Source organism: Actinoplanes sp. CA-252034, assembly GCF_050956125.1.
Lineage (GTDB): Bacteria > Actinomycetota > Actinomycetes > Mycobacteriales > Micromonosporaceae > Actinoplanes.
The window spans coordinates 8,443,018-8,464,425 of sequence record NZ_CP191846.1 but is presented as its reverse complement, the minus strand read 5'-3'; the positions used below and the strand labels follow the sequence as shown (position 1 = coordinate 8,464,425).

Below are 21,408 nucleotides of genomic sequence, written 5' to 3'. Positions count from 1 at the left end.
AACCGGGATCGCGAGGAAATGTAACCGGCCGGTAACCCCCCTGCGGAGCAACCCCGCGGGGATTGTGACGTTGGAAGAGCGTGCACCCGGAGGAACTAGTCACAGGCATGGTCTACGGTCGGCACGTGCTTGAAGAGCCCGTGCTGCCGCCCCCGGACTCCGGCGATGCCGTCGCGGCCGTCGCGCCCGCCGGTGTGGAGATGGAGACCAGCGGATTCACCGTCCGGCTGGACAACTTCACCGGCCCGTTCGATCTGCTCCTGCAGTTGATCGGCAAGCACAAGCTGGATGTCACCGAGATCGCGCTGCACCAGGTGACCGATGACTTCATCACCTACATCCGCGCGATGGGCGACGACTGGGACCTCGGCGAGACCAGTGAGTTCCTGCTGGTCGCAGCGACCCTGCTGGACCTCAAGGCGGCCCGGCTGCTGCCCGCCGCCGAGGTCGAGGACGAGGAGGACCTGGCGCTGCTGGAGGCGCGCGACCTGCTCTTCGCCCGGCTCCTGCAGTACAAGGCCTTCAAAGAGGCCGCCGCGCACATCGCGGAGCTCGAGGCCACCGGGGCGCGTCGCTGGCCGCGGATGGTCACCCTCGAGCAGAGGTACGCGGACGCGCTCCCCGAACTGGTGCTGGGTATCGGGCCGCAACGCCTGCTGAAGTTGGCGCTGAAGAGCTTCCTGCCCAGACCGGGGCCGCCGCAGGTGTCGATCGCCCACATCCACCAGGTGCGGGTCAGTGTCCGCGAGCATGCCAATCTGCTGCGTGACCGGCTGCGCCGTGCCGGGGTGGCCACGTTCGGCCTGCTCGTCGCCGACTGTGACAACACGCTCGAGGTGGTGGCCCGGTTCCTGGCGCTGCTGGAGCTCTACCGGGAAGGGCTGATCGACTTCGAGCAGCCGGTCTCGCTGGACGAGCTGACCGTCCGGTGGATCGGTGGCGACGGCGACGTCGAGCTGCACGTCGACGACTACGAGGGCAGCAAACCGGCAGAGGGCGATACCGGTTCGGACGATCCCACGGCCGCGCGGCTTGACTCGGACGCCCCGGATGGCGATCTTGGCACGGGTGACGACGAGGCCCCGGCGGCCGTGGAGGAGACATCATGAGCAGCGAGGAGCGTGCGGAGTCGCTTGCGGCCCAGGCGGCGGCGTGGGTGCCGCCGTGGGAACGGCACCGGGAGCCGGACCGCGAATACCAGGCGGAGGCCATGGAGGCCGAGGCCGGCACCGAGCCCGAGCCGGGGATCGAGCCCGAGCCTGAGCCGGTCGCGGAGATCGACGCCGAGCCCGAGCCGGTCGCGGAGATCGACGCCGAGCCCGAGCCGGTCGCGGAGATCGACGCCGAGCCCGAGCCGATCGCCGAGATCGACGCCGAACCCGAACCCGAGCCCGAGCCGGAACCCGACGCGGAGCCGGTCGCGGAGATCGAACCCGAGGCCGAGCCGGAGATCACACGAACGGAGCCGGAGCCCAGGCCGGTGGCGGTGGCGACGGTGCCGGCACAGCCCCGGCGGCCCCGGGACGACGTTCCCGCGGTTGCCGAGAGCGTGGCCCGTACCCCCGTCGTGGTGGAGATGGACGACGCCGAGCTGGCCGCCGCGCTCGAATCGATCATGCTGGTCGTCGACGAGCCGGTAGGCGAGTTGCAGTTGGCGCAGGTCCTGGAGCAGCCGGTGGAGCGGATCGCGCGGACGCTGGAGAACGTGTCGGCGCGCTACACGGCGGCCGGGCACGGCATCGACCTGCGGCGGGTGGCCGGCGGCTGGCGGCTCTACACCCGTCCGGAGTACGCGGCGTACGTCGAGCGGTTCGTGCTGGACGGCCAGTCCGTGCGGCTCACCCAGGCCGCCCTGGAGACACTCGCCGTGGTCGCCTACAAGCAGCCGGTGACCAGATCCCGCATCTCGGCCATCCGCGGTGTGAACTGTGACGGGGTCATGCGTACGCTGGTCACTCGCGGCCTGATCGAGGAGGTCGGCACCGAGCCGGAAACCGGGGCATACCTGTACCGGACGACGCCGTTGTTCCTCGAGAAGCTGGGCCTCAACTCGGTCGACCAGCTGCCGCCGCTCGCTCCGTTCCTGCCCGACGATGTGGAAGAAGTGCTCGATGCCTCAGGCTGACACCGCCGAACGCCTCCAGAAAGTCCTGGCTGCGGCCGGTGTTGGATCCCGGCGCGCCTGCGAAGACCTGATCTTCCGGCGGCGCGTCACCGTCAACGGCCGGGTCGCCAAACTCGGCGACAAGGTCGACCCCGCCACCGCGGAGATCCACGTCGACGGCCAGCGGGTGATCACCAACACCAAGCTCGTCTACGTGGCGCTCAACAAGCCGCGCGGCGTCGTCTCCAGCCTCGACGACGAGAAGGGCCGCACCGAGCTGGCCGACTTCCTCGGCGCCAACTTCGAGCAGCGGCTGTTCCACGTGGGCCGGCTCGACGCCGAGTCCGAGGGGCTGCTGCTGTTCACCAACGACGGCGGGCTGGCGCACAAGCTGATGCACCCGTCGTACGAGATCAACAAGACGTATCTGGCCGAGGTGGTCGGCCCGCTGCCGCGCACCGTCGGCCGCGCCCTGCAGAAGGGCATCGAGCTCGAGGACGGCCCGGCCAAGGTCGACTCGTTCCGCCTGGTCGACGCGATCGGCAAGACCGCGCAGGTGGAGATCGTCCTGCACGAGGGCCGCAAGCACATCGTGCGGCGGATGATGGACGCCGTCGGGCACCCGGTGACCCGGCTGATCCGTACCGCGGTGGGCCCGATCCGTCTGGGTGACCTGCGGCCGGGCGGCTTCCGTCACCTGTCGGCGGCCGAGGTCGCGGCGCTGTTCAAGGCTGTCGGCGACTGATCCGTCGTCGTGGCGAGCCCTGCCGGCCTCAATAGGTGCGGTCGAGCAGGGCCTCGCCGGCGCTCTCCGCGTCGAAGACCGCCTTCTCGGACTCGATCCGTCTCGGCACCCGCCCGCCGTGGAACAGGTCGACGACCACCGACATGAGGGGCTCGCCGATTTCCGGGCTGCATTCGATGACATAGGTGAGTTTGCCGTCGGCGAGTCCCTGAAGGGCCGCTTTCGTGCCGTCGACGGTGACGATTTTCGGCTCTGTTCCCGGTTTCATTCCGGCCGCTTCGAGAGCGATCACAGCGCCCAATCCCATGTCGTCGTTCTGGGCGAAGACGGCGTCGATCCGCTTGTTGCGGTCCAGGAGCTTGCGCATGGCGGCCCGCCCGCCGTCCTTGGTCCAGTCGCCGGTCGCCTGGTCGACGATGTTGAGGCGGCCGGTCTTGGCGGCGGTGGCGGCGAAACCCTGGGCCCGCAGTTTCGTCGGGGTCGCCCCGGTCGCGCCGAGGATCTCCACGACGTCGACCGTCCCGGTCGTGCCGGCGTAGTCGTTCTCCAGGTAGATGGCCGCCAGGTTGCCCTCGGAGGCGAACTCGGCGCCGATCGAGCTGGCCCAGAGCGAGGTGTCCGGCTCGTCGATCAGGCGGTCGGTCAGCACCACCGGGATGCCGGCGTCCCGGGCCCGTCGCAGCACCTCGCCCCAGCCGGTCTCCACCACCGGGGCGAACGCGATCACGTTGACCCGCGCGTCGATGAACGAGTGGACGTCGGCGATCTGCTTCTTCGGATCGCCCCCGGCGTCCTTGAAGCTCAGGTCGATGCGGTTGCGCACGGCCGCCTTCTTGATCGAGGCGGTGTTCGCCCGGCGCCAGCCGCCCTCGGCGCCGACCTGCGAGAAACCGAGGACGATCGGGCCCTTCGGTGGGTTTCGCAGGTCGACGCCGCCCGGCTCCTCGTCCTTGCCGCAGCCCGCCAGCAGCGAGCCCAGGCCCGCCGCGGACAGGGTCACGAAAGAACGTCTGTGCATGGCGGGGCCCCCGTCGGGTTGGTGAATCAAGATGATCGATTCCCGGAACGGATGTTGACGATAACAACGCCGTTCTCGTCGTTCTACCCCGCTTATTGAATTGTCGGCCTTCACTGTTTGGCTAATGCTAAGTGCTGATTTTTCAGGTGATCGGCGGCATCGGGGGCATCCGCCGACGCCGGGATCTCAGGCCCGCATCACCGTGGCGATCGGGATGCCGGCCGCGCGGACGGCCGGGACGAACCCGCCGAGCACCCCCGCGATCAGACCGGCGAGCACCCCGGCCACGCCGGCGTCCCAGGGGAACTCCATGCCCTGCAGGAACGGCTGCGAGTCGCCGGCCAACGTCACCAGCGCCTTCATCCCGAGCACGCTCACCCCGATCGCCAGGGCCGCGGTGAGCAGGCCGGTGATCAGGGTCTCGGCCAGCACGATCCCGGCCAGCAGACCCCGCGGCGTGCCGACCGCCCGGCGCAGCGCGAACTCCTCGACCCGCTCACCGACCGTGGCCAGGCCGACGTTCAGGATCCCGGCCACGCCGATCAGCAGCACGAGACCGGCCATCGCCAGGAAGACCAGCCGCATCAGGGCCAACTCCTTCTCCTGGTCCTCGCGGGAGTTCACGGTACGCACGATCGGCTCCACACCGATCGCCTTCAACTTCGCCGACAACACCTGCTCGACCGGGGTGCCCGCGGTCATCAGCACCCGCACCTCGCTCATGTTCGGGTCGATCAGCCGGGCGGCCGGCACCCAGTGGCTCAGCTCGTCCAGTCGGGCGTAGGCACGCGGCTGCTGATCGCCGTCGTCGACCACACCGACGAAGTGCGGGGTCATGTTCGCCGCCGCGCCCGGCACCCGCATCTCGGCGGGCACCCGGTACTGCTCGAAGCCGTACGCCGCCGCCTTGTTCAGCACCAGGCGTGGGGCCAGCGACGGCATCGTGGTGAAGTCGAGCCACTCGCCCGACTGCGGACGGTACGGCCGGTACTGCCGGACGTCGCCGGTGAGCGCGGTCAGCCGTACCTCGATGGCCTGGCCCTTCGGCGCGGTCTCGGTGGCCGGCAACTCCCGGCAGCCCGTCTCGTCGCAGGTCATCGGGGGTCCGGGGTCGCCCCACGAGCCGTCCAGCGGCACGCCGCCCTCGTTCACCGGCCGGACCCCGGGCTCGCCGATGATCGCCTGCATGCCGGTCATCGCCACCGCGTCGGCCCGGCCCGCGACCGTGGTGGTGACCACCGTGCTCAGCTGCGGCGACGTGCCACCGATGTCCATCACGACGGTGCCGTCCAGGCCCTCGAACAGCTCCATGTCGGCGAGAAGCGCCCGTTCCGCGATGCTGGCGCCGGCCTGCACCACCACGACGGCGAGCACGCCGAGGAAGAGGCTGACCATCGACAGCAGGGTCCGGGTCTTGCGCGACCGGATGCCCTGCAGCCCGATGACCAGCGCCGACCGGGCCCGCCCGGAGAGCCGCATCATCGGGTGACCAGCTGCTCGGTCAGGACCCCGGCGTCGAGGTGCAGGATGCGGCCCATCCGGGCGGCGTGGTCGCGGTCGTGGGTGACCAGGATCAGCGCGCAGCCGCGGGCCGTCACCGATTGCAGGGCGTCGATCACCAGCGCGCCGGTCTCGGTGTCGAGGGCGCCGGTCGGCTCGTCGGCCAGCAGGATCCGCGGCTCGCGGACCAGGGCACGGGCGATCGCGACCCGCTGCTGCTCGCCGCCGGACATCCGGGCCGGACGGTTCTTCGCCAGATGGGCGATGCCGACCTGGTCGAGCGCCTGCATCACCCTGGCCCTGCGCTGCCGGCGGGGCAGCCAGCCCTGGCCGTTGACCAGCGCCATCGCCACGTTCTGCGCGGCGGTCAGGTGCTTGAGCAGGAAGAACCGCTGGAACACGAAGCCGAAGTGGGAGCTGCGCAGCTTCGCGGCCTTGCGCTCCGGCAGCCGGCTGATGTCCTGCCCGGACAGCAGATAGGTGCCCTGGTCCGGGCGGTCGAAGAGGCCGAGCACGCTGAGCAGGGTGCTCTTGCCGGAGCCGGAGCGGCCGACGATGGCGAGGCTCTCCCCGGGATGCACGTCGAGGCTCACCCCATCCAGGATGGTCCGGGGCTGCTCCTGTCCCTTGAGGACCTTGGTGATCCCGGTGAGCTGGATCAGCGCGGTCACCCGGTCACCTCGCCGGCCTCCGGGACGGGCAGGTTCGGCCCCGGGACAGCGATGGTCTCCTTGCCGGTCAGGCCTTTCTTGATCTCGACGACCTTGCCGTCCGAGATGCCCAGCTCGACGTCGACGGTCCGACGTTGCCTGTCCTCGCCGACGATGTCGACCTTGCCCTTGCCCTGGAGCCCGGCGACCGCCTCGACCGGCAGCACCATGACGTCCGTGGCCCGGCCGGTGATCACGTCCAGGGTGACGTCGGAGCCGTTGATCAGCCGTACCTTGGCCGGGGCCGTGCAGACCAGCCGCAGACCGGTCGCCTCGGAGCCCTCCGGCGCGGCGGCCGGCGGCCTGGTCTCGGTGACCACCGGTGGCGCGGCCGACGGATTCACCTTCGGCGGGGTGGTCGCGACCGGCTCCGGCTCCGGGAACGTGCCGGCCGGCAGCGCCGCGATGGTGCCCACCGGAGCGCAGTCGAACGGGCCGGGACCGTTCTTGATCTGTGCCTTGATCTGCTTGACCGCGCCCGAGATCCGGTACGCCTGAGCGCTGTCGATGTCGGCCGTGATGCCGTACCCGACGTGCCGGGCGGACACCACCGGCATGCCCTTCGACACCGGGCTCCGGTCGTCCATCAGGCGGCCTGCCATGATCGTGCCCTCCGGCACGTACACCTTGCGCGGGGTGTCACCGTCCCAGACGGTCGCCACCCAGGTGTCCCGGCTGACCGCCACGGTGGTCGGCTGGCGCTCGGTGAACCGGAGCTCGCCCTCGCCCGGAGCAACGATGCCGAAGACCGGGTTGATGGACACCTTGCCGTTGAGGCTGATCTGGTTGGTCAGATCCTGGCGGGCCGGCTGCACGGTGGTGAGCACGGTGCCCCGGCCCTCCAGCTCCGGTGTCTGCGACGTCGCGTCGTCGGACGTACAGCCACTGAGGACCAGCGTGACGGCCGAAGCGGCCACCACACCCACACGTCTCTTCACCCGGTACCCCGTTCAGCTTCGATTGGCGGACATGCCCGGCATCGAAGGTGGTGCCTGTGAGCCGGCGCGGCAGAACGGTACCGTATGGTCGCCACCGTGGACGAGCGGCCGGCCGGGAAGTCGCCGTGGTGCGCCGGGGCTCAGTCCTCCGGATAGCCGTGCGCGACGAGCACCGCCAGCAACCGCTCGTCCCAGCCGATCTCGTCGGCGTCACGCCACCGGTGACCGCGGGGGCATTCCCAGTTCGGTGGCCGCACGGGCATCGTGCAGCCACCCAGGGCCAGCTCCCCGTGGCGGGCGGCGGCCTGCGCCTCGGCCACCGGCAACCCGAAGATCAGTGGCACGCCGGCCGCCCCGCACTCCGGACACGAACAGATCACTTCCGCACCGTACCCCTGTCCGGGGCGTCCACACCGTGCGATCAGATCAGGCGCGTGACGAGCAGGTCGCCGCCCTCGAACACGCCGCCGTCGATGGCCAGGACACGGCCTCCGCCGTACCGGAGAGGTCGTCTCGCCTCCGCCCGGCTGAGGCCGAAGCTGCTGATCAACGTGCTGTGACCGTGGACGATGAGCGAACCGCCGAAGGCGGCGAGAAGGAAGTCGGCGGCCTCCGGCGAATGCAGCTCGCCGCGACCGCTCACCAGGAAGCAGAACGTCAGCCACTCGCGCGGATCGGTCCCGGCCAGATGCCCGGCGACCGCCTTGTTGACCGTCTCCACGGTGTCGCCGAACTCCAGGTAGCGCGTGCTGTCGCAGTGCATCAGCAGGTGACCGTCCACCAGCGCCATCGCCGGCAGCGCCCGCATCCAGGCCAGATGATCCCCGGTCAGTCGCCGCATGTCGTCCTCGCGGCCGCCGAGGGTCATCCAGGCGCCCCAGTAGCCGTCGGCACGGGCCGCCCAGCCCGGCACCGGCGCCACCCCGAACCGGTGCGCGGCCAGCAGATGCGCCTCGTGGTTGCCGAGCAGCGCGCCCACCTCGCCGCCCGCCGCGGCGGCCTGCCCGGTGATCCGGCGGATGTCGTCGACGACCCCGACACCGTCCGGGCCACGGTCGAAGTAGTCGCCGAGCAGCCACAGACGGGCGTCGGCGCCGCACCAGTCCCCGGAGCTGTCGATCAGCCCGGAGTCACGCAGGGCGGCCCGGAACTCGGCACGATGGCCGTGCATGTCGCTGGCGGCGAAAAGGGGGCGCACGGCCCGGGACTATAGCCCTTCGATGTGTCGATGGTGTTGAGGGTCACGGGGTGAGCGCCGGTGCGGTGAGCAGCGCGGCGATGTCGGCGGCCGGCACCGGACGGGCGAAGTAGAAGCCCTGCGCGTAGCGGTAGCCGAGCGCGTGCAGACGGTCGGCCTGATCGCGGGTCTCCACCCCCTCGGCGACCGCCCGCAGCCCGAGCGTGCTGGCGATCGTGCTCAGCGACGACGCGATCGCCTCCTGCTCGGCGGTGCCGTTCAGATCGTCGATGAACGACTTGTCCACCTTGAGCGTGGTGACCGGGCAGGTGCGCAGCAGGGTCAGCGAGCTGTGCCCGGTCCCGAAGTCGTCGAGGGCCAGACCGACACCGAGCTCGCGCAGCTCGCGTACCGTCTCGAGGGCCGCGCCACCGGCGAAGACCGCGGTCTCGGTGATCTCGATGGTGATCCGGTCCGGGGCGAGCCCGTGCCGGTGCAGGGTGGCGGCCACCAGGCCGGGCAGGTCCGGGTCGAGCAGCTGCCGTGCCGACACGTTGATGTTGACCCGGGGCCCGGCGGCGCCGTGCTCCCGCTGCCAGATCGCCGCGTCGGCGCAGGCCTGGTCGAGGATCCACGCGCCCAGATCGATGATCAGGCCGCTGTGCTCGGCTACCGGGATGAACTCGGCCGGCGAGATCACCGGCTGGTCCACCGGATGCCAGCGGATCAGCGCCTCGACGCCGGTCACCTCGCCGCTCGGCAGCTCCACGATCGGCTGGTAGAGCAGACGGAACTCGCCCGCCTCCAGGCCACGGCGCAGAGCGGCGGCCAGCTCGGCGTGGTGCTGGGCGGTGGCGTCCAGGGCGCTGGTGTGCTCCCGGGCCCGGTCGGCGCCGGTGTACTTGGCAGCCTGCAACGCCAGCTCGGCACGGCGCAGCAGATCCGGCACCTCGTCGCCGTCGCCGGTCGCGACCCCGGCGGTCACCGTCACCAGCAGGTCACGGGTGTCCACCCGCAGCGGCGTACGGAACGCGTCCACCAGCGCCTCCGCCAGTCCGGTGTCGCCGCCCGGGGCCAGCACGCCGAACTCGTCGCCGAGCAGCCGGGCCACCACCGCGTCCGTGCCGGTGACCGCGGTGACCCGCTCGGCCGCGGCGCGCAGCAGGGCGTCCCCGGTCTCGTCGCCGAGCCGGTCGTTGAGAGCCGCGAACCCGTCCAGGTCACAGACCGCGACCGTGGTCGGCGTGGCGCGGCGGGCGAGCGTCGCGGTGAACAGGCGCCGGTTCGGCAGTCCGGTCAGGTCGTCGTGGTGCGCCTGGTCCTCCAGCCGGTCCAGCAGCACCGCGTTGTCCAGCAGGGCGGTGAGCTGACGGGTCACCACGAGCACGGTCAGCACCACGGAGCCGCCGGCCAGGCCGGGCGTCAGGAAGCCCTCCCGGAGGGTCACCACGATCAGGAGCGTGGCGACCGAGGCCACCGCGACGTACGGCACCAGGCTGATCCGGCGCCACGCCCGGCACTGCCGCGCGCCGCGGGGCCGCCGGCCGACGGTCCGGCCGGAGTTGACCCGTGCCTGCACCCAGGCGGCGACCGTGACGATCATGCTGGACACCGGCAGCGACGCGACGGCCGGGTCGAGGTGCGGCCACGGGGCCAGCACCGGCGCGAGCATCCAGGTGACCGGGGAGAGCAGCCCGATCGGAGCGAGCGTCCACAGCGCGGGCGCCAGCGCGGGACCGGCGCCGGTGACACCGGCCTTGATGACCGCGGCCACCGCGGCCGACCCGGTGATCATCACGATGAGCAGGAACGTGGCGGTGGCCGTGTCGCCGACCGCCGGGTTCTCGGCATGCCACAGGAAGTGGCTGAAGACTATGGCCGCGGCCGTCGCCACGATCGCCATGTCGAGGAAGGTGGCCAGGGCCGCCCGCCACGTGCGGCGGGGATGCGGCAGGCGTATGACGGCCACCATCGCGTACCCGGCCGCGACCGCGAAACAGGCGCCGGCCACCGGGTTCAGCGCCTCGGAGTGATCGAGGAACAGCCGGTTGCCCAGTTGCAGGGCGCCACCCACGGTGAGCCACACCCACGTCCGGCCGATCCGCCGCCAGAAGGCCTGGACCACCGGCTGCCCGGTGGCCGCCGCGATCCCGCAGGACACCGCCGCGGTGGCGGTCGCGCCGATCGCGGCCGGCCAGAGCACCCACGGCGGGACCGGCCACAGCGTTCCGGCGGCGCCGACCGCGACCGCGGCCAGCAGCCAGAGCGTCGCGACGGCGAGCACGGCGGAGGCCGGGCGAATCGATGGTCTCGTCACGAGCCGAGAGATCGGCAAGGGACCGCCACCGGTTGAGTCAATCCGCGAGGAGCAAACTCTTCTGCACCTTTCCCATGGCGTTGCGGGGCAGGCTGCCGACGAGGTGCACGACCCGCGGGCGTTTGTGCGCGGCCAGCCGCCCGGCCACGAAGTCGATCAGCTCGGCCGGTGTGACCGGGGCCGCGACCACGAACGCGGTGATCTGCTCGCCCAGATCGGGGTGCGCGACACCGACGACGGCGGCCTCCCGGACGGCCGGGTGCAGCAGCAGGGCGTCCTCCACCTCGCCGGCGCCGACGCGGTAACCGCCCGTCTTGATCAGGTCGGTGGAGGCCCGGCCGACGATCCGGTGCCAGCCGTCCGGTGCCACGGTCGCGACGTCGCCGGTCGGGAACCAGCCGTCGGTGAGGTCGGGTGGGCGCACCCCGTCGGGGCTCAGGTAGCCGTCGAGCAGGGTCGGGCTCCGGACCTGCAGATGGCCGATGGTCGCGCCGTCCGACGGCAGGGGCGCGCCGGACTCGTCGACCAGGCGGGTGCTGACGCCGGGCAGGGGCAGCCCGACGTGACCGGGGCGGCGTTCCCCGTCGGCGCGGGCGCTCACCGTGATCAGGGTCTCGGTCATGCCGTAGCGCTCGACCGGGGACCGGCCGGTCAGGGTGGCCAGGGCGTCGAAGACCGGAACCGGGAGCGGAGCGCTGCCGGAGACGAGCAGACGGGCCGGGGTGAGGGCGCGGGCGGCGGACGGGTCGGCGGCGATCCGCGACCAGACGGTGGGTACGCCGAAGTACAGGGTGCCGGGATTCGTGGCGTACGCCTGCGGGGTGGGACGCCCGGTGTGGATCAGCCGGCATCCCAGGCGCAGCGGGCCGAGGACGCCGAGGACCAGGCCGTGCACGTGGTAGAGCGGCAGGCCGTGGACGAGGGTGTCGCCGGCCGTCCACTGCCAGGCCTCCGCCAAGGCGTCGAGGTCGGCGGCGATGGCCTCGGCGGAGACGACCACACCCTTGGGCGCGCCGGTGGTGCCGCTGGTGTAGAGCACGAGTGCGCCGTCGACGCGATCCCGGCCGGGCGACAACTCGGTCATGCCGGACCTGGTGATCATCACGGCCGCGCCGGAGTCCCGCAGGATGTGCCGCCGTTCCAGGTCGCCGGCGTCCGGTGGGATCGGCACGATGGGGACGCCCGCCAGCAGCGCCCCGGTCACCGCGACGACAGTGGACACGTCGGGTGTCGCCTCCACGGCCACGATCGGCGCGCCCTGGATCCGGCCGGCGAGGTGGGAGGCCTGTTCCAGTAGGTCGTGACGGGACAGCGAGCCCGACGGGGTGACCACCGCATCCGGCAGATCGGCGGACTCGTGCAGCGAGGCGAGCAGGCGCATGACCGGATCCTACGAAAGGGCGACCGCCCGCCCTCTTGCCGCGCTGGCATCGCGGTCCCGGCCGTTGTCGCTCTCCAGGGCGCCTGCCTACCGTCGGATCTCCTGGTGAGAGGGGACGTGATGGCCGGATGGCGGGACCTGGGCCGGCTGGCACGCGGCTATCGCGGCCCGATCGCCGGCGCCGCCGCCCTCAGCCTCCTGGGCACCCTGCTGGCGCTCACCCAGCCGCTGCTGGCACGCGAGGCGGTCGACGGTGCCGTCGCCGGGCATCTGCGGTGGCCGGTGCTCGGCGCGCTGACCGCGCTGTTCGCCGCGCAGGCGTCGGCTCTCGCGCTGGCCCGGTACGTGCAGGCGCACACCGGCGAGACGATGATCCGTGATCTGCGCCGCACCCTGACCGGGCATCTGCTGCGCGTACGGATCGCCGCGTTCGACGACCGCCGCATCGGTGACCTGATCGCCCGCGCGTGTGGCGACACCACCGTGGTGAAGACGTTGATCGCGCAGAGCCTCGGCACCGGGTTGGCCGGCGTGGTCGGGCTGGCCGCCGCCGTCGTCCTGCTCGGCTGGCTGGACCCGTGGCTGCTGGCCACCGTGATCGTGCTGTTCGGCAGCTCGTTCGGGGCACTGCTGGCCGTGGTGCGCCGGGTGCGGATCGCCTCGCGTACCGCCCAGAACGCCGAGGGCGCGCTCCTGGCCGACCTGGAACGGGCGCTCGGCGGCATCCGCCTGGTCCGCGCCTGCCGGGCCGAGCCCCTCGAAGCCGAGCGCCTCGACACCTCGGCCGGCCGCGCCTACTTGGCGAACCTGCGGATGGCCGGCATGGTGGCGCTCAGCGGCCCGGCCAACGACCTGGCGGTCAGCGGCGCGTTCCTGGCGGTGCTGCTGTTCGGCGCCGACCGGGTGTCGTCCGGTGCGATGACTCTCGGTGATCTGGTCGCGTTCACGCTCGCCATGACCTATCTCGCCGCGCCCGTCTTCGAGATCTTCCAGGCGGTCAGCGCGGTCCAGCAGGGCTCCGGGGCGTTGCAGCGGATCAACGAGGTGCTGGCCCTGCCGGTGGAACGGGACCGGCCGGTCGCGGTCGCCGTGGTCGGCGGCAGCGCCCGGCGGGCCCGGCCGGTGCTGGAGTTCCGCGACGTCTGGTTCGGCTACCGGCCCGGCCGTCCGGTGCTGCGCGGTGTCGGGTTCGCGGTGCCGGCCCGCGGGCAGGTGGCCCTGGTCGGGCCGTCCGGCGCCGGCAAGTCGACGATCTTCGCGCTGGCGGAGCGGTTCTACGAGCCGGATCGCGGGTCGGTGCTGCTGCACGGTCGGGATGCACGGTTCACCCCGTACGCCCGGCATCGCGCCTCGGTCGGCCTGGTCGAGCAGGACAGCCCCCTGCTCGCCGGAACGCTCCGTGACAATCTGCTCTACGGCGCCGGCCCGGTCACCGATGGTGAGATCCGCCGCGTCCTGGCCATGACCGGCCTGACCCGGGTCGCCGCCGACCTCCCGGCCGGCCTCGACACCCCGCTCGGTGACCACGGCCGCCGCCTCTCCGGCGGTCAGCGCCAGCGCGTCGCCATCGCCCGCTGCCTGCTCGCCCGCCCCGACCTGATCCTGCTCGACGAGCCGACCGCCCACCTCGACCCGGACAGCGAACGCGCCCTCACCACCGCCCTGCACGAGGTCGCCGAGGTGTGCGCCCTCATGGTCATCGCGCACCGCTTCTCCACCGTCCGCTCCGCCACCGGCATCCTGGTCGTCGACGGCGGCGAGGTCACGGCCGCCGGCACCCACGGCGAGCTGCTGATCACCAGCCCCTACTACCGACGCCTGGCGGCGCAGACCGAGACCCTGCAGAGGTACGGCTGACCCCGCCGCCCCACCGCAGCCCACGCCGTCCCGCGCGGGAGCCACGGAAGTGGGTGGTGCGGCGGGGGAGGGGTGGACCGTACTTCCGCGGTGCCTCGGGGTGGTCCCACCGGCAGCTGCCGTCGGCAGGGTGGGAGCCCCGGTGGGCCGTCAGCCGGGGAAGGCGGCCAGTTCCTTGACGGCGGCGGCCAGGCGCAGGTCGTGACCGGAGTGGATGAGCTCGCGGCAGTCGTGGTCGCCGTCGGTGGCCAGGCGGCGGATGTCGTGGATGGCGGCGCTGATCCGGTCGCGGACCTCGCGGATCATGTCGGCGGCGGTGCCTCGCCAGCCGTACGCGTCGAGCAGCATCCGCAGGCGCCGGGGGCGGTCGGTGAGGTCGGTCCAGCCGTCGGCCGTGGCGTCGCTGTGGGCGGTGAGCGGCACCCACGCGAAGGCGGTGAACGCGAGGTCGGCGTCGCGGCTGACCGGGCCGGCGAAGTCCCAGCCCACGAAGCCGGTGAGGCGGCGGCCGGCGCGGGTCGCGTTGTACGGCGCGGCGTCGTTGTGCCCGATGATCAGGCCGGGTTCCCAGGCGCCGCCTTTGCGCCAGTGCGCGTCGGCGGGAGGCACGAAGTCGGCGACCGCCTCGTGGTACTCGCGTAGCCACTGGGCGACCTGCCACAGGGTGTCGTCCTCGCGGGTCCACTCGGGCCAGGGCAGGGCGGCGCCGGTCGCGTTGCCGTCGACGGGTGGGGCGCCGTCGAAGTCCGATTTCTCCAGATGTCGCAGCAGGGCCCGTACCGCGGGAGCCCAGGGTTCCTCGATCGGGACGCCGGGTAACTCCGCGTCGATGTTCATGATCAACCTCCGGGGTGGACGGTAGTCCGGAGATCATCGATCATGCATCGGCTTCTTGTCCGACCGGAAGCTGCCGGAAGAAGGAAATCATGCAGGTCCGTGTCTCGTGGCCCCTGATGGCGGCCACGAGACACGGATCACGCGATCGGCGTCAGACGAAGGTCTCCCCGGCCTCGGCCCTGGCCACCAGCGGCGGCGGCGGGGTGAACCGGTCGCCGTAGCGGTCGGCCAGCTCCCGGGCACGGGCCACGAAACCGGGCAGACCGCCCTCGTACTGGTTGATGTACTGCAGGACGCCGCCGGTCCAGCCGGGGTAGCCGATGCCGAAGATCGAGCCGATGTTGGCCTCGGCCACGGACAGCAGCACCCCCTCGTCCAGGCATTTCACGGTCTCGATCGCCTCGATGAAGAGCAGCCGCTCCTTGAGGTCCTCGAACGGGATCGTGACGTCCGGCTTGGCGAAGGCGGAGAGGCCCGGCCACAGCCCGGTGCGCCTGCCGTCGGTGTACTCGTAGAAGCCGGCTCCGCCGGAGCGGCCGGGCCGCCCGAACTCGTCGATCATCCGGTCGATCACCTCGTCAGCCGGGTGGGTCCCGAGATCCTGGCCGGCCGCGGCGGCCGCGGCACGGTACTCGTTACGGATCTTGCGGGGCAGGGTGAGGGTCAGCTCGTCCATCAGCTGCAGCACCGGGGCCGGGTAGCCGGCCTGGCTGCTGGCCTGCTCGATGCTGGCCGGCGCCACACCCTCGGCGAGCATCGCGATGCCCTCGTTGGTGAAGGTGCCGATCACCCGGCTGGTGAAGAAGCCGCGGCTGTCGTTCACCACGATCGGCGTCTTGCGCAGTCTGCGGACCACGTCGAGCGCACGGCGTACCGTCAGATCGCCCGTCTTCTCGCCCTTGATCACCTCGACCAGGGGCATCTTGTCGACCGGGGAGAAGAAGTGCAGGCCGATGAAGTCGGCCTCGCGGCTGACACCCTCGGCGAGTTGGGTGATCGGCAGCGTGGACGTGTTGGAGCAGAGCAGCGCGTCCGGTGCGACGACGCCCTCGATCTCGGCGAACACCTTGTGCTTGAGCGCGGGGTCCTCGAAGACGGCCTCGATCACCAGGTCGGCGCCGGCCAGGTCGGCGATCTGGTCGGTGGCGGTGATCAGGTCGAGCAGGGCCTTCCCCTTGGCCTCGGTGATCCGGCCGCGGGCGACGTCCTTGGCGACCAGCTTCTCCGAGTAGCCCTTGCCGCGCAGTGCGCCGTCGAGGGACACGTCTCGCAGCACGACGGGCAGGCCGGAGCGGGCCGAGACGTACGCGATGGCGGCGCCCATCATGCCGGCGCCGAGCACGGCCACCTTGGTGATCGGCGGGACCTCGCCGATGTCGCGCCGGCCCACCTCGTTGAGATCGAAGAAGAACGCCTTGATCATGTTCTTCGCGACCGGCCCGGTGACCAGCTCGACGAAGTAGCGTGTCTCGATGACGAACGCGGTGTCGACGTCGACCTGGGCGCCCTCGACGGCGGCGGCCAGGATGTTGCGCGGCGCCGGGTAGTTCGCCCCCTTGAGCTGCTTGCGCAGGTTGGCCGGGAAGGCCGGGAGCATCGCGGCGAGCGCCGGCGTGGACGGGGTGCCGCCGGGGATCTTGTACCCCTTGGTGTCCCAGGGCTGGGCCGCCTCCGGGTTGGCCGCGATCCACTCACGAGCCGCGGTGATCAGCTGCTCCGGGGTGTCCACGATCTCGTCGACCAGGCCCAGCTGCCTCGCCTTGGCGAGGCGGTGTCGGGTGCCCTTGAGCAGCACCTCCAGCAGGGCGGTGGCGATGCCGAGCAACCGGACGGTACGGACCACGCCGCCCCCGGCCGGCAGCAGACCGAGGGTGACCTCGGGCAGGCCGATCTCGGTCTTCGGGTTGTTCAGCGCGATCCGCCGGTGGGTGGCCAGCGCCAGCTCCAGGCCGCCGCCCAGGGCCGACCCGTTGATCGCGGCGACGACCGGCCGACCCAGGGTCTCCAGCCGCCGCAGCTGACCTTTGACCTTGGTGGACAGGTCGAACACGTCCTGGCCGCGGTCGGCCGGGACCGAGCCGAGCTGGTCCAGGTCGCCGCCGGCGAACCACGAGCTCTTCGCCGAGGTGATGATGACGCCGGTGATCTGCTCGCGCTCGGCCTCCAGCCGGGAGACGGTCGCCTCCATGCTGGCCACATACGCGTCGTTCATGGTGTTGGCGCCGCGGCTCGGGTCGTCGAGGGTGAGCACGACGACGCCGTCGTCACCGCGGTCGTAGCGGATGGTGTCGGTCATGGACGTGATTCCCCTCAGAGCCGTTCGACGATGGTGGCGATGCCCATGCCGCCGCCGATGCAGAGCGTGGCCAGGCCATACCGGCCGCCGCGCCGCTCCAGCTCGTCGACGAGGGTGCCGAGGATCATGGCGCCGGTGGCGCCCAGCGGGTGGCCCATGGCGATCGCGCCGCCGTTGACGTTGACCCTCTCCGGGTCGAGTTTGAGGTCGTCGATGAAGTGCAGCACGACCGCTGCGAACGCCTCGTTGATCTCGACCAGGTCGAGGTCGTCGACGGTGAGACCGGCCTTGTCGAGCGCCTTGCGGGCGGCCGGCGCCGGGCCGGTCAGCATGATCGTCGGGTCGGCGCCGCTGAGCGCCGCCGACACGATCCGGGCGCGCGGGGTGAGGCCGGCGCGCTGCCCGGCCCGCTCCGAGCCGATCATGACGAGGGCCGCGCCGTCCACGATGCCGGACGAGTTGCCCGCGCTGTGCACGTGGTGGATCTTCTCGACCCAGTGGTATTTCTGCAGGGCCACGGCGTCGAAGCCGCCCTGGTCGCCGATGGTGGCGAAGGAGGCCGGCAGCCTGCCCAGGCTCTCCACCGTGCTGTCGGCGCGGATGTGCTCGTCGCGGTCGAGGACGAGCAGGCCGTTGCGGTCGCGGACCGGGACGACCGAGCGGTCGAACCAGCCGTTCTCCCAGGCGCGTGCCGCCTTCTGCTGGGAGCCGACGGCGAACGCGTCGACGTCCTCCCGGCTGAACCCGTCCATCGTGGCGATCAGGTCGGCGCTGATGCCCTGCGGGATGAAGTCGGTGGCCAGCGCGGTCTCCGGGTCCAGTGCCCAGGCGCCGCCGTCGGATCCCATCGGCACCCGCGACATCGACTCGACGCCGCCGGCGAGGACCAGGTCCTCCCAGCCGGAGCGCACCTTCTGTGCGGCGATGTTGACCGCCTCCAGACCCGAGCCGCAGAAGCGGTTGAGCTGGACGCCGGCCGTCTGGTAGGGCAGGCCCGCCGCGAGCGCCGCGGTCTTGGCGATGTCGGAGCCCTGGTCGCCGAGCGGGGACACCACGCCGAGCACGACGTCCTCGATGTCGGCCGGGTCGACCGACGGGAGACGGCGGCGGAGCTCGTCGATCAGCCCGACCACCAGCGAGATGGGTTTGACCCCGTGCAGGGCTCCGTTCTTCTTACCCCGGCCGCGCGGTGTGCGCACGGCGTCGTACAGATAGGCCTCGGTCGTCATCGACAGCTCCCCTGCATGCGAATTGCGACTAACTTTTGCCGATGTTTCCGCTAGGTGTCAAGGATACGAAGTCAAAGGTCGGGCGAACCACAGATCACCGTTAGGCTGTCTCGCATGAGCGTCGCCGCGGCCGGCGAACCGGCACCGACAGAGGTTCGCAAACGCCCCAAGAACCGCAAGTCGCAGCTGGCCCTGGCCGCGGCCGAGATGTTCTGCGAGCGCGGTTACCACGGCGTGAGCCTCGACGAGATCGCCACGGCGGTCGGCATCAGCGGCCCGGCCATCTACCGGCATTTCCCCAACAAGTACGCGATGCTGGTGGACGCCACCCGCCAGTTGGTCGAGACCGTGCTGACCGCCACCGGCCTGCCCGACGACGGCGATCCGGAGCAGCGACTCGACCGCCTGCTCGCGGTGCTGGCCCGGCTCGCCGTCGATCACCGCCGGGTGGCCGGGCTCTATCAGTGGGAGTGGCGCTATCTGGAGCCGGAGCACCGTGAGGAGTTCCTGGCCCGGCTGAGCACGCTGGCGGCGCGACTGGCCGGCCCGCTGCGCGAGGTGCGGCCGGAGCTGACCGCCCGGGACACGTACGCACTGGTCCGGGCCGCGCTCAGTGTCTTCGGCAGCCTGGGCACGCACCGGGCGTCGATCGCGCGTGGCCGGGCCGAGGCGGTGCTGCGCCGGGTGGCGTGGGCGGTGCTGCGCGACGAGCCGGCCACCCCGGTGTCGCCGGACTCGGCGTACCCGCCGCCCGAGCCGACGATGGGGGTGACCGCGCGGCGGGAGATCCTCCTGACCGAGTCGATCAAGCTGTTTCACCGGCACGGATACCACGCGGTCGGGGTGGAGGACATCGGCCGGGCCGCGGGGATCAACGCGTCAAGCGTCTATCGTTACTTTCCCGGCAAGGCGGACATCCTGGCCGCCGCCTTCTACCGCGCCTCCGAGCGGGTCACCGAGTCCACCACGGCCGCTCTGGCCGGCGCCACCGGCGACGAGGACGCGCTGCGCCGGATGGCCGAGTCCTACGTGGAGTTGACCTTCGAGCGCAGCGCCCTCGTCTCGGTCTACCTCGCGGAGAACAACAACCTGCCCCGGGCCGACCGGCATGAGCTGCGCAAGATGCAGCGGCTGCACGTCGAGGAGTGGGTGCGCCTGCTCGGCCGGCTGCGTCCCGGGCTGGCCGTGCCGGAGGCCCGGGTCCTGGTGCACGCCGGGCTCAACCTGGTCACCGATCTGAGCCGGCTCGTCCGCTTCGATCGGCGCTCGGGCATGGACAGGCACCTCATCCGCCTGATGCTGACGGTGCTCAAAGCCTGATCAACACCTGAAGAAGTTAAGCTGGATTCGCATCAGGTCTTCCCGGGAAGTTAGTGCGCGTTTACAGTCGCGCCATAGCCGTCCGTCCTCGGCTCTCCCAGGAGGCAGCTCATGGATCCCGCCCTCGAGCAGCGGTGCGCCGACATGGCCCGCGACCTCACGATTCCCGCTCTGCTGCACCGCAACGCCACCGAGTTCCCCGATCTGCCCGCCCTCAGCCTGCTCGGCTCGGCCGGCACGCTGACCTGGCGCCAGGTGCGTGACGAGGTGGCCGTGCTGTCCCGCGGCCTGGCCGACCTCGGCCTCGGCTCCGGCGACCGCCTGCTGATCATGATGTCCGGCCGTCCCGAGCACTGGCTGATCGACCTGGCCGCGACGTCACTCGGGGCGATCCCCTCCACCGTCTACGCGACCCTCGCCACCGACCAGCTGCGTTACCTGGCCCGCCACTCGCGGGCCGGGATCGTCGTGCTGGAGGACGACGCCGCGCTGGAGCGGTGGCAGTCGATCCTCGACGAGGTCCCGGAGATCCGCCGGGTTGTCGTGGTCGACCGGGCCGCCGACGACCCGGACGGCCGGATCCTCTCGCTGCGGCACGTCAGCATCCGGGGCGCCGCCGCACACCAGGCCGACCCGGGCGCCTTCGAGAAGACCTGGCGGGAGGTACGCCCGGAGCAGCCCGTGACGCTCCTCTACACCTCCGGCACCACCGGTGATCCGAAAGGTGTCGTGCTCACCCACCACAACGTGCTCTACCAGTGCGTCGTCATGCAGAACACGATCGACACCCCGGACCACGCCGGCTCCCTGGCGTACCTTCCGCTCGCGCACATCGCCGAACGGATCCTCGGCGTCTACAACCCGGTCTACCGGGCCGGGCACGTCACCATCTGCCCCGACCCGACGCGCCTGCTCGCCGGCCTGGTGACGGTGCGGCCGGTGTCGTTCTTCGGCGTGCCCCGGATCTGGGAGAAGATGGTCGCCGGCGTGCAGGGACAGCTGGCCGCCGCCGACCCGCCGGTGCGGGCCGCGGTCGATTCCGCCCGGGCCGTGGCCACCGAGGTCCACCGGCTGCGCGAGGCCGGGCAGCCGATCCCGGCCGGGCTGGCAGCCGAGCACGCCGCCCTCGACGCGCGGATTCTCAAGCCGCTGCGCGCCAAGCTCGGCCTGGACGCCATGCGGTGGGCGGGCAGCGGGGCCGCGCCGATCCCGGTCGCGATCCTGCGATACCTGGCGAGCATCGGGATCGAGGTGCTCGAGGTGTGGGGCATGACCGAGACCACCGGCACGGCCACGATCAACACACCGGAGAGCTTCCGTACCGGGTCGGTCGGGCGGCCCAACGGCGGGATGGAGATCCGGCTGGCCGCCGACGGCGAGATCCTGGTGCGCGGACCGCTGGTCAGCGCCGGCTACCTGCGCGCCGACGGAGGCGTCGAGCCGATAACCGACGCCGACGGGTGGCTGGCCACCGGGGACGTCGGGGTGCTCGACGACGACGGCTTCCTGACCATCACCGACCGCAAGAAGGAGCTGATCATCAACTCGAGCGGGAAGAACATCTCACCCGCCCGGATCGAGAGCCTGCTGCGGGCGCACCCCCTGATCGCGCAGGCGGTGGCGGTGGGCGACCGGAGGCCGTACGTCACCGCCCTGATCGTCCTCGACGAGGAGATCGCACCGCTCTGGGCCCGCTCCAGGGGCCTGCCCGCCACGACGGTCGCCGAGCTCGCCGACGAACCGGTGCTGCGTGCCGAGATCGACGCCGCGGTGGCCGCCGCCAACAGCCGGTTGTCCCGTCCCGAGCAGGTCAAGACCTATCGGGTGCTGGCGCGGGGCTGGAGTCCCGAGTCCGGTGAGCTCACGCCGACGCTGAAGCTGCGGCGCCGCATCATCCAGGACCGCTACGCCGACGAGATCGGCGCCCTCTACGGCTGACATGGGATCCGGCCGGAACCCCGTGGGGTTCCGGCCGGCCC

General features: G+C 71.6%; 17 protein-coding genes. 6 read left to right on the top strand and 11 right to left on the bottom strand.

The genetic code is table 11. The annotated features are described in order from the left end of the window. Positions 1–107 precede the first annotated feature (107 nt). From ACQPZW_RS38330 to ACQPZW_RS38320, 3 genes are read left to right on the top strand one after another with little or no spacing between them, the layout of a single operon-like run. Complete coding sequence (locus ACQPZW_RS38330; RefSeq protein ID WP_433790913.1) at positions 108–1,109, top strand: segregation and condensation protein A; 1,002 nt, start codon at positions 108–110, stop codon at positions 1,107–1,109. Next, positions 1,106–2,125, top strand: a complete 1,020-nt coding sequence (gene scpB, locus ACQPZW_RS38325; protein WP_433790912.1) for an SMC-Scp complex subunit ScpB — start codon at positions 1,106–1,108, stop codon at positions 2,123–2,125. The genes ACQPZW_RS38330 and scpB overlap by 4 nt, the downstream gene beginning before the upstream one ends. Beyond that, complete coding sequence (locus ACQPZW_RS38320) at positions 2,094–2,849, top strand: pseudouridine synthase (RefSeq protein ID WP_433790911.1); 756 nt, start codon at positions 2,094–2,096, stop codon at positions 2,847–2,849. The genes scpB and ACQPZW_RS38320 overlap by 32 nt, the downstream gene beginning before the upstream one ends. A 28-nt stretch (positions 2,850–2,877) precedes the next feature. Here the strand turns inward: ACQPZW_RS38320 and ACQPZW_RS38315 are convergent, their stop codons facing one another. The 8 genes from ACQPZW_RS38315 to ACQPZW_RS38280 all read right to left on the bottom strand — a co-directional run bounded on the left by ACQPZW_RS38315 (position 2,878) and on the right by ACQPZW_RS38280 (position 11,890). Beyond that, complete coding sequence (locus tag ACQPZW_RS38315) at positions 2,878–3,867, bottom strand: ABC transporter substrate-binding protein (protein ID WP_433790910.1); 990 nt, start codon at positions 3,865–3,867, stop codon at positions 2,878–2,880. A 186-nt stretch (positions 3,868–4,053) separates the two neighbouring features. Then, complete coding sequence (locus ACQPZW_RS38310; protein ID WP_433790909.1) at positions 4,054–5,349, bottom strand: ABC transporter permease; 1,296 nt, start codon at positions 5,347–5,349, stop codon at positions 4,054–4,056. Continuing rightward, a complete protein-coding gene (locus ACQPZW_RS38305) occupies positions 5,346–6,038 on the bottom strand; it encodes an ABC transporter ATP-binding protein (protein ID WP_433790908.1) in 693 nt (230 codons plus the stop codon). Before ACQPZW_RS38305 ends, ACQPZW_RS38310 begins: the two co-directional genes overlap by 4 nt. After that, the gene (locus tag ACQPZW_RS38300; RefSeq protein WP_433790907.1) at positions 6,035–7,015 is read right to left on the bottom strand and encodes an efflux RND transporter periplasmic adaptor subunit; all 981 of its coding nucleotides are present in this window, start codon (positions 7,013–7,015) and stop codon (positions 6,035–6,037) included. Before ACQPZW_RS38300 ends, ACQPZW_RS38305 begins: the two co-directional genes overlap by 4 nt. A gap of 140 nt (positions 7,016–7,155) precedes the next feature. Further along, the gene (locus tag ACQPZW_RS38295) at positions 7,156–7,395 is read right to left on the bottom strand and encodes a hypothetical protein (RefSeq protein WP_433790906.1); all 240 of its coding nucleotides are present in this window, start codon (positions 7,393–7,395) and stop codon (positions 7,156–7,158) included. Positions 7,396–7,436: 41 nt separating this feature from the next. Next, entirely contained in the window at positions 7,437–8,213 is a 777-nt protein-coding gene (locus tag ACQPZW_RS38290; protein WP_433790905.1) for a metallophosphoesterase, read from the bottom strand. Positions 8,214–8,256: 43 nt separating this feature from the next. Further along, a complete protein-coding gene (locus tag ACQPZW_RS38285; RefSeq protein ID WP_433790904.1) occupies positions 8,257–10,509 on the bottom strand; it encodes a putative bifunctional diguanylate cyclase/phosphodiesterase in 2,253 nt (750 codons plus the stop codon). 37 nt (positions 10,510–10,546) lie between these two features. Beyond that, positions 10,547–11,890 carry an AMP-binding protein gene (locus ACQPZW_RS38280; protein WP_433790903.1) on the bottom strand — a complete coding sequence of 448 codons (1,344 nt, stop codon included), beginning with the start codon at positions 11,888–11,890 and terminating at the stop codon, positions 10,547–10,549. A 105-nt stretch (positions 11,891–11,995) separates the two neighbouring features. On the opposite strand from ACQPZW_RS38280, the gene ACQPZW_RS38275 reads away from it, so the two are divergent. Then, the gene (locus ACQPZW_RS38275) at positions 11,996–13,747 is read left to right on the top strand and encodes an ABC transporter ATP-binding protein (protein ID WP_433790902.1); all 1,752 of its coding nucleotides are present in this window, start codon (positions 11,996–11,998) and stop codon (positions 13,745–13,747) included. Between the two features lie 150 nt (positions 13,748–13,897). Here the strand turns inward: ACQPZW_RS38275 and ACQPZW_RS38270 are convergent, their stop codons facing one another. The 3 genes from ACQPZW_RS38270 to ACQPZW_RS38260 all read right to left on the bottom strand — a co-directional run bounded on the left by ACQPZW_RS38270 (position 13,898) and on the right by ACQPZW_RS38260 (position 18,109). After that, positions 13,898–14,584, bottom strand: coding sequence for an aminoglycoside phosphotransferase family protein (locus ACQPZW_RS38270; RefSeq protein WP_433790901.1), 687 nt, complete (start codon positions 14,582–14,584; stop codon positions 13,898–13,900). Positions 14,585–14,735: 151 nt separating this feature from the next. Continuing rightward, positions 14,736–16,880 (bottom strand): 3-hydroxyacyl-CoA dehydrogenase NAD-binding domain-containing protein, encoded by a 2,145-nt coding sequence (locus ACQPZW_RS38265; RefSeq protein ID WP_433790900.1) that lies wholly within the window; start codon positions 16,878–16,880, stop codon positions 14,736–14,738. Between the two features lie 14 nt (positions 16,881–16,894). Further along, positions 16,895–18,109, bottom strand: coding sequence for an acetyl-CoA C-acetyltransferase (locus ACQPZW_RS38260; protein WP_433790899.1), 1,215 nt, complete (start codon positions 18,107–18,109; stop codon positions 16,895–16,897). A gap of 114 nt (positions 18,110–18,223) precedes the next feature. Between ACQPZW_RS38260 and ACQPZW_RS38255 the strand changes: the two genes are divergently transcribed. Together ACQPZW_RS38255 and ACQPZW_RS38250 are read left to right on the top strand one after the other, a co-directional pair. Further along, positions 18,224–19,429, top strand: coding sequence for a TetR/AcrR family transcriptional regulator (locus ACQPZW_RS38255; RefSeq protein ID WP_433790898.1), 1,206 nt, complete (start codon positions 18,224–18,226; stop codon positions 19,427–19,429). A gap of 111 nt (positions 19,430–19,540) precedes the next feature. Next, entirely contained in the window at positions 19,541–21,367 is a 1,827-nt protein-coding gene (locus ACQPZW_RS38250; RefSeq protein ID WP_433790897.1) for an AMP-dependent synthetase/ligase, read from the top strand. The last annotated feature ends 41 nt before the right edge of the window (positions 21,368–21,408 follow it).

What these genes read in the sequence shown, in the direction of transcription:
- ACQPZW_RS38250 (WP_433790897.1), top strand. Translation starts at nt 19,541, where the DNA reads ATGGATCCCGCCCTCGAGCAGCGGTGCGCCGACATGGCCCGCGACCTC.
- ACQPZW_RS38310 (WP_433790909.1), bottom strand. Translation starts at nt 5,349, where the DNA reads ATGATGCGGCTCTCCGGGCGGGCCCGGTCGGCGCTGGTCATCGGGCTG.
- ACQPZW_RS38330 (WP_433790913.1), top strand. Translation starts at nt 108, where the DNA reads ATGGTCTACGGTCGGCACGTGCTTGAAGAGCCCGTGCTGCCGCCCCCG.
- ACQPZW_RS38280 (WP_433790903.1), bottom strand. Translation starts at nt 11,890, where the DNA reads ATGCGCCTGCTCGCCTCGCTGCACGAGTCCGCCGATCTGCCGGATGCG.
- ACQPZW_RS38315 (WP_433790910.1), bottom strand. Translation starts at nt 3,867, where the DNA reads ATGCACAGACGTTCTTTCGTGACCCTGTCCGCGGCGGGCCTGGGCTCG.
- ACQPZW_RS38270 (WP_433790901.1), bottom strand. Translation starts at nt 14,584, where the DNA reads ATGAACATCGACGCGGAGTTACCCGGCGTCCCGATCGAGGAACCCTGG.
- ACQPZW_RS38255 (WP_433790898.1), top strand. Translation starts at nt 18,224, where the DNA reads ATGAGCGTCGCCGCGGCCGGCGAACCGGCACCGACAGAGGTTCGCAAA.
- scpB (WP_433790912.1), top strand. Translation starts at nt 1,106, where the DNA reads ATGAGCAGCGAGGAGCGTGCGGAGTCGCTTGCGGCCCAGGCGGCGGCG.
- ACQPZW_RS38260 (WP_433790899.1), bottom strand. Translation starts at nt 18,109, where the DNA reads ATGACGACCGAGGCCTATCTGTACGACGCCGTGCGCACACCGCGCGGC.
- ACQPZW_RS38265 (WP_433790900.1), bottom strand. Translation starts at nt 16,880, where the DNA reads ATGACCGACACCATCCGCTACGACCGCGGTGACGACGGCGTCGTCGTG.
- ACQPZW_RS38320 (WP_433790911.1), top strand. Translation starts at nt 2,094, where the DNA reads ATGTGGAAGAAGTGCTCGATGCCTCAGGCTGACACCGCCGAACGCCTC.